Consider the following 12,071-nt stretch of genomic DNA (forward strand, 5'->3'; position numbering starts at 1 on the left):
GCCTGACATGACCCATTCGGGCAGACTTGGCGGCCGCCATGCGCTCGTCACCGGAGCCGGAAGCGGCATCGGTGCGGCGATTGCTCGTGCTCTGTCCGCCGAGGGTGCCAACGTGACGCTCGCCGGCCGGCGGCTGGAGCCGCTGCAGGCGCTGGCCTCCGAACTTGGCGTGGCGACCTTCGTTGCGGACGGCTTCGACGTCACCAGCGCAGACGCCATCGCCGCAGGCTTTGCAGCCGCGAAGGCTAAATTCGGTCCGGTCGATATCCTGGTCAACAATGCCGGCGAGGCCCCGAGCGCGCCCTTCGAAAAGACCAGCCTCGAGATGTGGTCGCGGGTCATCGCTGTCGACCTGACTGGTGTATTCCTGGTGACGCAAGCGGCAATGACGGATTTGCGCGCCCATGGGCAAGGCGCCCGTATCATCAACATCGCCTCGACCGCCGGCCTCACCGGCTATGGCTATATTTCGGCCTACACCGCCGCCAAGCACGGCGTGATCGGGCTCACCCGATCGCTGGCGGTCGAGCTTGCCAGGACTGGCATCACCGTCAACGCGGTCTGCCCCGGCTTCACGGATACGCCGATCCTCGAGCAGTCAATCGAAAGGATCGTCGAGAAGACCGGCCGAACGCGCGAACAGGCGAAAGCGGAATTCACCAGATCCAATCCGCAGGGGCGGCTGGTGAGACCCGAGGAAGTTGCGGACACCGTGATATGGCTGGCCTTGCCCGGTAGCGCGTCTATCAACGGCCAGGCAATCGCCGTCGCAGGCGGGGAGGTTCTAACGGGATGAGCGAGCGCGACATGACGATGCAGGGCCATCTGCGCCCCTTCAGGGACTATCGGCCGAAGACCTTCCTCTGGGATGTCAGCGAAGACGGACGGGTGGCATTGCTGCGGCTGAATCGCCCGGAACGCAAGAACCCGCTGACCTTCGACAGCTACGCCGAGCTGCGCGATCTCTTTCGCGACCTCGCCTATGCCTCCGACGTCAGAACCATCGTCATCACAGGTGCCGGCGGCAATTTCTCCTCAGGCGGCGACGTGTTCGAGATCATCGAGCCGTTGACACGCATGGCCATGCCCGAGCTGCTGGCCTTCACACGCATGACCGGCGATCTCGTCAAGGCGATGCGCAAATGCCCGCAACAGATCATCGCCGCCGTCGATGGGATCTGCGCAGGTGCCGGCGCGATCCTCGCCATGGCGTCCGATTTGCGCGTGGCGACGCCGGAGGCCAAGACCGCCTTCCTGTTTACCCGCGTTGGGCTTGCCGGCGCCGACATGGGTGCCTGCGGAATGCTGCCGCGCATCATCGGCCAGGGCCGTGCCGCCGAATTGCTCTATACCGGCCGCTCCATGTCGTCGACGGAAGGCCATGCCTGGGGGTTCTACAATGCCCTTCATGCGAGCGCCGATCTTGAGACCGAAGCCACCAAGCTCGCCCGCTCGATCGCCGATGGCCCTTGGTTTGCGCATGGCATGACCAAGACCATGCTGAACCAGGAATGGGCGATGGGCATCGACGAGATGATCGATGCGGAAGCCCAGGCCCAGGCGATCTGCATGGCGACACAGGATTTCCGCCGCGCATTCGAGGCCTTCGCCGAAAAGCGCCGGCCGGAATTCAAGGGAGACTAGGCGATGCAGCCGGTAGCCGCCCTGAAAGGACCGACCCGCGACCATCTCGACTGGCCGTTCTTCGACGCCCGTCATCGGCAGTTCGCCGAACGGCTCGATGCCTTCGCCGCATCGACACCGATGGCTGCCATCGATCACACCGATGTCGACGGCGCCTGCCGCAAGCTGGTACGCGCACTTGGCGATGCCGGCCTACTGGAAGCCGCCGTCAGTGCGCCCGACGACCCGACGCCGATCGATTCCCGCAGCGTCTGCCTCGCCCGCGAAACGCTCGCCTGGCACGATGGACTGGCCGATTTCGCCTTCGCCATGCAAGGCCTCGGCACCGGCGCCATCGGCCTGTCCGGCTCCGGGGAATTGCGGTCGGCCGTATTACCGAAAGTCCGCTCCGGCGAATGGCTGGCGGCCTTCGCTTTGTCGGAAAAGGATGCCGGCTCCGATGTCGCCGCGATGGCCTGTGCCGCCCGCCTGGAAGGCGACCACTACATTCTCGATGGCGAGAAGACCTGGATTTCCAACGGTGGCATCGCCGATGTCTACACCGTTTTTGCCCGCACCGGCGAAGCACCGGGCACGCGCGGTATCTCTGCCTTCGTGGTCTTTGCCGACGACCCCGGCTTTTCGGTCACAGAACGTATCGAGGTGATCGCGCCGCATCCGCTGGCAACGATACGCTTCGACGCGTGCCGCATCCCGGCATCGCGACGCCTGGGCACACCCGGCGAAGGCTTCAAGATCGCCATGCGCACCCTCGATATCTTCCGCGCCTCGGTGGCAGCCGCCGCCCTCGGCTTTGCGCGCCGGGCCCTGGATGAAACGCTCGTTCATGTCCAGGAGCGCCCGATGTTCGGCGCCAGGCTTGCCGACCTCCAGTTGACGCAGGCAGCGCTCGGCGATATGGCGACCGGCATCGATGCGGCGGCTCTTCTGACCTACCGCGCCGCCTGGCGTCGTGACGTGCAGCAGCTGCCGACGACGCGCGAGGCGGCGATGGCCAAGATGACGGCAACGGAGACAGCGCAAGTCGTGATAGATCGCGCCGTCCAGCTGTTTGGCGGGCGCGGCGTGAAAACGGGCGAGATAACCGAGAAACTCTACCGCGAGATCCGCGCGCTGCGCATCTACGAAGGTGCGACCGAAGTGCAGAAGCTGATCGTCGCGCGCGAACTGCTGAAATCAAAGTGATGGGAGAGAAACCAATGGCGCATAGCCGCGAGATATTCGACTGGGCCGACCCTTTCCGTCTGCAGGACCAGCTGACCGACGACGAGCGCATGGTCCACGACACCGCACGTGCCTATGCGCAGGACAAGCTGGCGCCGCGCGTGCTGGAAGCATTTCGCCATGAAAAGACAGACCCGGCGATCTTCCGCGAAATGGGCGAACTCGGCCTGCTCGGCCCGACCATCGCACCCGAATACGGCGGCTCCGGCCTCGGCTATGTCGCGTACGGCCTGATCGCCCGCGAGGTCGAGCGCGTCGATAGCGGCTATCGCTCGATGATGTCGGTACAGTCCTCGCTGGTAATGGTGCCGATCGATGCTTTCGGCTCGGAAGACCAGAAGCAGAAGTACCTGCCGAAGCTTGCCACCGGCGAGTGGATCGGCTGCTTCGGCCTGACGGAACCGAACCACGGCTCCGACCCCGGCTCGATGGCCACCCGCGCGAAAAAGGTCGACGGCGGCTACCAGCTGACTGGATCGAAGATCTGGATTTCCAACTCGCCGATTGCCGACGTCTTCGTCGTCTGGGGCAAGACCGAGGACGGCGTCATCAGGGGCTTTATCCTCGAAAAGGGCTGGAAGGGTCTGACGGCACCGGCCATCCACGGCAAGGTCGGCCTGCGCGCCTCGATCACCGGCGAAATCGTCATGGACAACGTCTTCGTGCCGGAAGAAAACCTGTTGCCCAACGTCACCGGCCTCAAGGGCCCGTTCACCTGCCTGAACTCGGCCCGCTACGGCATCGCGTGGGGCACGCTCGGGGCTGCCGAGGATTGCTACGCCAGGGCACGCCAATACGTCCTCGACCGGCATCAGTTCGGCCGGCCGCTCGCCGCCAACCAGCTGATCCAGAAGAAACTCGCGGACATGACGACGGAGATCGCACTTGGCCTGCAAGGTTGCCTGCGGCTCGGCCGGATGAAGGAGGAAGGCCATCCGCCTGTCGAACTGACCTCGATCCTGAAGCGCAACTCCTGCGGCAAGGCGCTCGACATCGCCCGCAACGCCCGCGACATGCTCGGCGGCAACGGCATTTCCGACGAGTTCGGCATCATCCGCCACATGGTCAACCTCGAAGTGGTCAACACCTATGAGGGCACCCACGATATCCATGCCCTGATCCTCGGCCGTGCCATCACCGGCATTGCCGCCTTCGCGAACTGAGGCTGTCGTGGCATTCAAGACGACAAGACCGTTGCGCTTCGGCGATTGCGATCCCTCCGGGATTGCATATTTCCCGTCCTACCTGAACATCCTCGTCGGTGTTCTCGAGGACTATTTCGCAGCGCTCGGTTTTCCCTGGAAGACGATGATCGAAGAGCGGCGGATCGGTGTGCCGACCGTCCGCCTCGACCTGACCTTCTCGTCACCGGGTTTTCAGGGCGACGACCTGGAATTCGTCGTGATCGTCCGCCGCATCGGCCGCGCCTCCCTCGATCTCGAGCATCAGGTTTCGGCCAGGGGCAAGATCCTCTGGACCGCCACCCACCGCGTCGTTGCCACGAACCTCGACACACAGCAATCGCTTGCCTGGCCGGACGACATCAGGGCCGCGCTGGAACACCATCTGGAGAAGACCGATGCACACGATCCTGCAGCCTGAGGGCTGGGCCAAGCCGATCGGATACGCCAACGGTGTCGCCGCGACTGGTCGCACGGTATTCGTCGGCGGCCAGATCGGCTGGAATGCCGCTTGCGAGTTCGAAAGCGACGATTTCGTCGATCAGGTTCGCCAGACGCTTTCCAACATCGTCGCCATCCTCGCCGAAGGCGGTGCCGGGCCACAGCACATCACGTCCATGACCTGGTATTTCACGGACAAGGCCGAATACCTCGCCAACCTCAAGGGCGTTGGCCAAGCCTACCGCGACATCATCGGCCGGCATTTTCCGGCGATGGCTGCAGTGCAGGTCGTCGGCCTCGTCGAGGACCGCGCCAAGATCGAGATCCAGGCTACCGCCGTCGTTCCGGAATAGGAGAGCGGCGATGTCGGCAATCATCTTTTCGGAGAGCGTCTCGGGCGAGACATCGGACGCCGTGCTGGTTGTCACCCTCGACAACCCGCCGGTCAACGCCATGTCGAGCCACGTGCGCGCCGGCATCATGGCAGCGCTGGATCACGCAGCGGCGACGGCGTCGATTGGCGGCATCGTCGTCACCGGCGCCGGTCGCACATTCGTCGGCGGCGCCGATATCAGGGAGTTCGGCAAGCCATCGATCGAGCCCCATCTGCCAGATCTCATCAATCGCATCGAAGCTTTTGAAAAGCCTGTTGTTGCTGCCGTCAACGGCGCGGCACTGGGCGGCGGCTGCGAAATCGCCCTCGCCTGCCACGCCCGAATCGCTAACCCAAACGCCAGCTTCGGACTGCCGGAGGTCAAACTCGGCCTGGTGCCCGGCGCCGGCGGTACCCAGCGTCTTCCAAGGCTCATCGGCACGGTTGCGGCTCTCGAGCTCATCGGAACCGGGCGGGTGGTCAAGGCTGCGGAAGCAGCATCGCTCGGTCTTGCCGATGCCACCGATGCCGACGAGCGGTCAGCGGCGATTGCCATGGTACAAACGCTTGCCGGAACTGCGCTCCGGCGCACCGGTCAACTGGTCGTTCAGCAACAGGACATCGCAGCGATCGAAGCTGCAGCGGCGAAGGTCGTCGGAAAATCCCGCGGTCAGGCAGCACCCGTCGAAGCCGTGCGGCTTGTCAGGCTCGCCACCTCCGCAACCCTTGCCGATGGCCTGTCGGACGAACGCGCGACATTCCTTGGCTTGCGCGACTCCGAGCAATCGGCAGCCCTCCGCCATGTCTTCTTCGCCGAGCGCGCCGCCGGCAAGGTCGATGGGCTCGCAGGCCTAGCGCCCCGCAGCATCGAGACCGTCGGGATCGTCGGCACCGGCCTCATGGGCTCCGGCATTGCGGTGGCGACGCTTGGCGCCGGCTTCTGGGTCGTCGCCGTAGAGCAGACCGAAGACGCCGCTGACAAAGGTCGCGAGCGCATCGCAGCCACGCTGCAAAAGGCGGTGCAGACCGGCCGTCTCGACGCCAACGGCCTTGCCGATCAGCTGAGCCGCCTGACCGTCACCAGCGACATGACGGCGCTCGCCGATGCCGATCTTGTCATCGAGGCTGTGTTCGACGACATGGCGGTCAAGACGGCGCTGTTCCAGCGGCTCGATGGCATCGTCCGCGCAGATGCCATCCTTGCCACCAACACCAGTTATCTCGATCCCGACGCCATTGCCGCAGAAACGCTTCATCCACATCGAATCCTCGGCCTGCACTTCTTCTCCCCCGCCAATATCATGCGGCTGGTGGAAGTGGTGAATTGCGCGGAGACGGCACCGGATGCGCTGGCCAGTGCCCTGGCCTTTGCCAAGCGCCTCGGCAAGCTGCCGGTCGTCTGCGGCGTCACCGAAGGCTTCATCGGCAACAGCGTCTTTTCCGCCTACCGCCGGGAGGCCGAGTTCATGCTCGAGGATGGCGCGCTGCCCCACGAGATCGACGCAGCGCTCGAAGCCTACGGCTTTCCCATGGGGCTCTTTGCCGTCTACGACATGGCAGGCCTCGAAATCGCCTGGGCCCGCCGCAAGCGTCAGGCAGCAACGCGCAATGCGGATGAGCGCTACGTCCCCATTGCCGACCGGCTTTGCGAGGCCGGCCGATTTGGCCAGAAGTCCGGACGCGGCTGGTATGCCTACCCGGACGGCAAGCGGACCGTCGATCCCGAAGTGACAGCGTTGATCGAGCGGGTGCGGGCCGAAAAAAGCATCACCCCGCGCAGTTTTTCGTCGGACGAAATCGTCGCACGGCTATTGCGGGCGATGGCCGACGAAGGCAAAGCCTTGCTCGAACGTGGTGTTGCCGCCCGCCCGGGCGACATCGATCTGGTGATGATCAACGGCTACGGCTTCCCGCCTCACAAGGGCGGTCCGATGTTTGCCGCCGGCAAGCGCTGAAGCCGCTCAGGCAGCGTGCATCAGCGTGAACAGTTCCTGCGCCCGCTTTACGCCCCGCAACGCGTAGCGGCCGACGGAGACGAGATCGTTGCGCTGCGAGACCTCTGCCGCTGCAACGAAGTTCGACGACATCAGCACGTCGCGGTCGACGGAATGGCACATCGAGGCGATGCGGCTGACCTCGTTCACCGCCGGCCCGATGACGGTGAAATCAAGCCGGTCTTGGCTGCCGATATTTCCGTAGAACACCTCGCCGATATGCAGGCCGAGATAGATCTCCGTCACCGGCCTGCCCTCGACCTGCCGCTGGGCATTGAGATTGCGCAAACGCTCCCGCAGCAGCGATTCTGCCTTGAGGGCCGCCGCACAGGCATCGCGTTCGTCACGCGCCTTGAAGATCGCCAGCGTGCCGTCACCGATCAGCTTCAGCACGTTGCCGCCCGCCTCGTGGATCGACGAGATGACGGCGTCGGCGTAGTCGTTCAGCATCGGGATGATCTCGTCGGGCTCCGCCGTATCCGAGATGCGCGTATAGTTGGCGAGATCTGAAAACCAAAGGGCCGCCGAGATGCGCTCCGTCTTGCCGCGCGTGATCTTGCCGCCGAGCACATGCTGCGCCGCGTCTTCGCCGAGATAGACCTCGGCGATCGTGCGGGCAATCCGGTCGAGCGCGGTGCACTTGATCGCCAGCGCGAGCGCAGGCACCAGCCGGCGCAGTGTGGCGATATCGTCGTCCACGAAGCCATCCTTGTCGGCAGTGGCGAAATGCGCGAAGAAACAGTCCATGTCGCCGATCGTACCGGCGTCTTCGAATGGGTGGGCAAAGGCGATGAAGTCCGTAACGCCCGCCTCCTTCAAGACATCGAGCGTGTAAAAATCGACAGGATCGCCAAAGCCTATTCGGCGGCGAACTTCCGATGTCATGGTTTCCTGCAGATAGTAAAACGCCGATTTCAGCCAGTTTTCCGCAGCGATACCCTGGTTGGTGGAGCCATATTCGAACACAGGCTCGATGACCTCGGTGCTGTCCCAGCGAAACACGCGACCTTCGTAGACCGGATGCAACGTGTCCATCAGCGCCATGCCGCGACTAAGTTGCAGCCCGCTTCGGCGACAGGCCTCGCAGAAGCCGCTCAAAAGATCGATTTCAGTCGCGCCCTTCAGACCTCGCTGCATCAGCCATGCGGTAATATCTGCGATGTCTTTCTCATGCATGGATTGGTGTCCCCGAGGCTTGAAAGCTTGGTCTATTCCCAATTGGCCGCACGGAAAAGGCGAACAACCAAAAAAGATTGGTCACCTATGTATTTTCGACGCGCCACTTCTAGCTCCCGGCCGTTGATTGATACGAAGGCATCCCCATCTCAAGTCATGGTTTTGCTGCATCGCAGTCAAGCGGTGCCAAGAGAATTTGAAAAGGATCCCCTGATGTCCGGCCAGAAGCAAATGAAGCTCGGCGCTTTCATGCGTCCTGTCAGCCTGCACACCGGCGCCTGGCGCTACCCCGGAGCCTATCCGGATGCCAATTTCAACTTCAGGCACATCAAGAGTTTTGCCCGGAAACTCGAAGCCGCCAAGTTCGACGCCTTCTTCATGGCCGATCATCTGGCCGTCCTCAACATGCCCATCGAGGCCCTGAAGCGCAGCCATACGGTGACATCGTTCGAGCCGTTCACGCTGCTCTCGGCACTGGCTGCGGTCACCGAGAAGATCGGCCTTGTCGCCACCGCCTCCACCACCTTCGAGCAGCCCTATCATATCGCCCGGCGCTTCGCCTCGCTCGACCATATCAGCGGCGGACGCGCCGGCTGGAATATCGTCACCACGTCCAACCCCGATGCCGCCCTCAACTTCGGTCTCGAGGATCATGTCGAGCACGACGAGCGCTATCGCCGGGCGCGCGAATTCTATGACGTCGTCACCGGCCTTTGGGACAGCTTTGCCGACGACGCCTTCGTCCGTGACACCGAAACCGGCATCTTCTTCGACCCGGAAAAGATGCACGTGCTCGACCACAAGGGCGAAAGTCTCTCCGTGCGCGGCCCGCTCAACATTGCCCGGACGCCGCAGGGCTGGCCGGTCATCGTCCAGGCCGGCCAGTCGGAGCCCGGCAAGCAACTGGCAGCCGAGACCGCCGAGGTGGTATTTGCAGCACCCCGCGATCTCAAGACCGCAAAGTCGCTCTATGCCGATATAAAGGGCCGCATGCCTCGCGTCGGCCGCAACCGGGACCACCTGAAAATCCTGCCGGCCGCCTTTGTCGTCGTTGGCGACAGCGTCGAGGAGGCGCGCGCCAAGCGGGCCCGCCTCGACAGTCTGGTGCATTACGACAGCGCCATCGCCTCGCTGTCGATCTCGCTCGGCCACGACGCCTCGAAGTTCGACCCCGACGCCCCTCTGCCGCAAATACCCGAAACCAACGCCAGCAAGAGCGGCCGCGAACAAGCGATCCGTATGGCCGAGCAGGAAAACCTGACCGTCCGCCAGCTTGCCCAGCGGCTGGGCGGCTACGGCGGACTGGCCTTCGTCGGCACGCCCGAGACCATTGCCGACGAAATGGAAACATGGCTGTCGGAAGAGGGGTCGGACGGCTTCAACGTGGTTTTCCCCTTCCTGCCGCAGGGGCTCGACGATGTCGCCGACCGCCTGGTGCCGGAGTTGCAGCGGCGCGGTCTTTTCCGAAAGGAATACGAAGGCACCACCCTGCGCGACCATCTCGGCCTGCCACGCCCGGAAAATCGTTTCTTTCCGGCTGTTTCGGAAGCCGCGGAGTGACAGAGTTGCGGAAATCGGCAAAAAGAGTGCGATCCCTCCGAGAGCAGCACCGATGAGCCATCTGTCACACTTCGACTACGCCACAGCATCCGATAAGGCCCGCGCCGAGCATGACCGCGAGGTGATCCTTCGCGGCCGGATGACCAACATGAAGCGGACGCTGCTGCATTCGCCTGTGGCCCACCGCATCTATGCTGAATGGTTTACCCTCCGCGAAGAGCTGCGCCCCGATCTCGACGACCGCGCCGTATGGCTCTTCTGCCAGGCAATCGCCATCGAGTGCCGCTCCATCATCCCCGTCGGCTTTTTCCGTCGCGCGCTGATCAATGCCGGCCTGAAACCCGAGACGATAGAGCCAAGCCCAGATGAGGCCACGCTGATCGCCTTCGGCCAAGCAATGGTCGCGGACTCCAACGCCATTCCCGACGACCTCTGGGCCCGCCTCAAAGCCCGCTACGATGAGCCGACGCTGGTCAACCTCGTCGCCTTCGGGGGCATCATGATCGCCACGGCGATCTTCAACAACACCGTCAAGATCGACATCGATCCCGAACTTGGCCCCTTCCTTGAGGGTTTTGTGATGCCGCCCCGCTAATGGGCCTACCCAACCACCACCGTTGAAAATTCGGGATTGCCGCGGATGGTGTTGCTGACGGTGCAGATCTCGCCTTCGGCGGCGTGAGCGATGGCGTTACGGGTTTTGTCGTCGAAGTCGCCCTTAATGGTGAAGACGATGTGGAACGTCTCGACGCGCGACACGCCCGAGGCTGCCTTCTGCCCCGTTACCTCGGCCGTCACTTCGGATAGCTTGTCCAGCACGCCCATCTGTCCTGCGGCCATGCGGGCGCTGAGCGCGAGGCAGGCGGACAGCGATGCGTAGAGCAGGTCGAGCGGGTTGAAGCCGACCTGCGACGGCGCCGTCACCACGTTGATCTTGCCGCCGGTGACCGACGTCACCTGCGGAAATCCGGTACGACCAAGCACGGCCCTCGCGCCCGTCTGCCGTTCCTTGCCCTTCAACTCAACCATGTCGGAAACCCCTACCTGCAATTCACCTGTCGATGCGAAACAGATAGGCATTTCGCGTCAGGGAAACAATCGCCGTCCTTGCGTCCACCCCGCCGTTGAGGCTTGCAACGCGAGCGGTGTTGGTTCATGCCCGTGTTAACGACATCAGGCAGACAACCATGACCGTCACCGATCCCCGCGCCTTTCTCACAGCCCTGTTCGATGCGGCCGTCGCTGCGGCCGATCCACTGGCCGGCATCCGCCGCCATCTTCCACGGCAGCCGAAAGGCCGAACCATCGTCATCGGCGCAGGCAAGGGCTCGGCGCAGATGGCCGCAGCGCTGGAAAGCTGCTGGGACGGACCGCTGGAGGGGCTCGTCGTCACACGCTACGGCTTTGCCGTTGCCTGCGAGCGCATCGAAATCGTCGAAGCCTCGCACCCGGTCCCCGATCGATCAGGGCTCGATGCCGCAACGCGGCTGCTGCGTCTGGTGCAGGGGTTGAGTGCCGACGATCTGGTGATTGCGCTGATATCGGGAGGCGGGTCGGCGCTGCTGCCTTCTCCGGCCGGAGGGCTGACGCTTGACGACGAGATTGCCGTCAACCGCGCCCTCCTCGCATCCGGCGCGCCGATCTCCGTCATGAACACAATCCGCAAGCATATCTCGACCATCAAGGGCGGTCGGCTTGCCGTCGCCGCCTATCCCGCCAAGGTCGTCACCCTTGTCGTCTCCGATATCCCCGGCGATAACCCGGCGCTCGTGGCCTCCGGCCCGACGATTGCCGGTGCAGGCGACCGCGCCGACGCCCTGGACCTCATCCGGCAATATTCTCTCGCCCTTCCCGCCAATGTCCTCGCCCACATCGCCAGCCCGCAAGCGGATGCACCGGCGACCGACGATCCACGCTTTGCGCGCAACGAAGTCCACGTAATCGCCTCGGCCGGCGTATCGCTGGAAGCAGCCGCGAACGCATCCCGCGCCTTCGGCATCGAAGCAGCCATTCTGTCCGATGCGATAGAAGGCGAGGCCCGGGAGGCCGCCCGTGTGCATGCCGCCATTGCCCGCGAAATAGCAGCGCGCAATCGCCCGTTCGCAAAACCCGTCGTGCTTCTTTCAGGGGGCGAGACGACTGTGACGGTGGCCGGCGACGGCAAGGGTGGCCGAAACTCGGAATTCCTGCTGTCTCTCGCCATCGATATCGACGGTTTTCAGGGCATCGACGCCATGGCGGCCGATACGGATGGTATCGACGGCAGCGAGAATAATGCGGGAGCCTTTGCGGACGGCAGCAGCGCTGTCCGCATGCGCGCGGCTGGTATCGTGCCCGCAGATCACCTGCGCAACAACGATGCCTGGTCGGCTTTTCACGCTATCGGCGATCTCTTCGCCCCGGGTCCGACCGGCACCAACGTCAACGATTTCCGCGCCATCCTGATCCGCTAGCGCAGCACCCCTGCGAGGCTATTGA

Annotated in this window: 12 protein-coding genes; 10 read left to right on the top strand and 2 right to left on the bottom strand. The window is 63.8% G+C overall.

From position 1 onward, the window contains the following. The first annotated feature begins 7 nt into the window (after nucleotides 1-7). From J5289_RS15485 to J5289_RS15515, 7 genes are read left to right on the top strand one after another with little or no spacing between them, the layout of a single operon-like run. Nucleotides 8-796, top strand: a complete 789-nt coding sequence (locus J5289_RS15485) for an SDR family NAD(P)-dependent oxidoreductase (protein WP_209184524.1) — start codon at nucleotides 8-10, stop codon at nucleotides 794-796. Next, nucleotides 793-1,644 (top strand): enoyl-CoA hydratase family protein, encoded by an 852-nt coding sequence (locus J5289_RS15490; RefSeq protein WP_209184525.1) that lies wholly within the window; start codon nucleotides 793-795, stop codon nucleotides 1,642-1,644. The genes J5289_RS15485 and J5289_RS15490 overlap by 4 nt, the downstream gene beginning before the upstream one ends. A gap of 3 nt (nucleotides 1,645-1,647) precedes the next feature. Beyond that, nucleotides 1,648-2,829 carry an acyl-CoA dehydrogenase family protein gene (locus tag J5289_RS15495; RefSeq protein WP_209184526.1) on the top strand — a complete coding sequence of 394 codons (1,182 nt, stop codon included), beginning with the start codon at nucleotides 1,648-1,650 and terminating at the stop codon, nucleotides 2,827-2,829. A gap of 14 nt (nucleotides 2,830-2,843) precedes the next feature. Continuing rightward, complete coding sequence (locus tag J5289_RS15500) at nucleotides 2,844-4,031, top strand: acyl-CoA dehydrogenase (protein ID WP_209184527.1); 1,188 nt, start codon at nucleotides 2,844-2,846, stop codon at nucleotides 4,029-4,031. Nucleotides 4,032-4,038: 7 nt separating this feature from the next. After that, complete coding sequence (locus J5289_RS15505) at nucleotides 4,039-4,470, top strand: thioesterase family protein (RefSeq protein WP_209184528.1); 432 nt, start codon at nucleotides 4,039-4,041, stop codon at nucleotides 4,468-4,470. Further along, complete coding sequence (locus J5289_RS15510; protein WP_209184529.1) at nucleotides 4,448-4,843, top strand: RidA family protein; 396 nt, start codon at nucleotides 4,448-4,450, stop codon at nucleotides 4,841-4,843. The genes J5289_RS15505 and J5289_RS15510 overlap by 23 nt, the downstream gene beginning before the upstream one ends. Before the next feature lie 10 nt (nucleotides 4,844-4,853). After that, a complete protein-coding gene (locus J5289_RS15515) occupies nucleotides 4,854-6,818 on the top strand; it encodes a 3-hydroxyacyl-CoA dehydrogenase NAD-binding domain-containing protein (RefSeq protein WP_209184530.1) in 1,965 nt (654 codons plus the stop codon). Nucleotides 6,819-6,824: 6 nt separating this feature from the next. On the opposite strand, the gene J5289_RS15520 is transcribed toward J5289_RS15515, so the two are convergent. Continuing rightward, entirely contained in the window at nucleotides 6,825-8,033 is a 1,209-nt protein-coding gene (locus tag J5289_RS15520) for an adenylate/guanylate cyclase domain-containing protein (RefSeq protein ID WP_209184531.1), read from the bottom strand. A 213-nt stretch (nucleotides 8,034-8,246) separates the two neighbouring features. Here J5289_RS15520 and J5289_RS15525 point away from each other — a divergent pair, with 213 nt between their 5' ends. Together J5289_RS15525 and J5289_RS15530 are read left to right on the top strand one after the other, a co-directional pair. Continuing rightward, nucleotides 8,247-9,593 (top strand): LLM class flavin-dependent oxidoreductase, encoded by a 1,347-nt coding sequence (locus tag J5289_RS15525; protein WP_209184532.1) that lies wholly within the window; start codon nucleotides 8,247-8,249, stop codon nucleotides 9,591-9,593. 52 nt (nucleotides 9,594-9,645) lie between these two features. Continuing rightward, on the top strand, nucleotides 9,646-10,188 hold the full coding sequence (locus tag J5289_RS15530; RefSeq protein WP_209184533.1) for a carboxymuconolactone decarboxylase family protein: 543 nt from the start codon (nucleotides 9,646-9,648) through the stop codon (nucleotides 10,186-10,188). Between the two features lie 5 nt (nucleotides 10,189-10,193). Here the strand turns inward: J5289_RS15530 and J5289_RS15535 are convergent, their stop codons facing one another. Next, a complete protein-coding gene (locus J5289_RS15535) occupies nucleotides 10,194-10,622 on the bottom strand; it encodes an OsmC family protein (protein ID WP_209206479.1) in 429 nt (142 codons plus the stop codon). Nucleotides 10,623-10,780: 158 nt separating this feature from the next. On the opposite strand from J5289_RS15535, the gene J5289_RS15540 reads away from it, so the two are divergent. After that, the gene (locus J5289_RS15540) at nucleotides 10,781-12,046 is read left to right on the top strand and encodes a glycerate kinase (RefSeq protein WP_209206478.1); all 1,266 of its coding nucleotides are present in this window, start codon (nucleotides 10,781-10,783) and stop codon (nucleotides 12,044-12,046) included. Nucleotides 12,047-12,071: the final 25 nt, after the last annotated feature.

This window comes from Rhizobium sp. B230/85, from assembly GCF_019355735.1.
In the GTDB taxonomy this organism is placed as follows: Bacteria; Pseudomonadota; Alphaproteobacteria; order Rhizobiales; family Rhizobiaceae; genus Rhizobium; species Rhizobium rhododendri.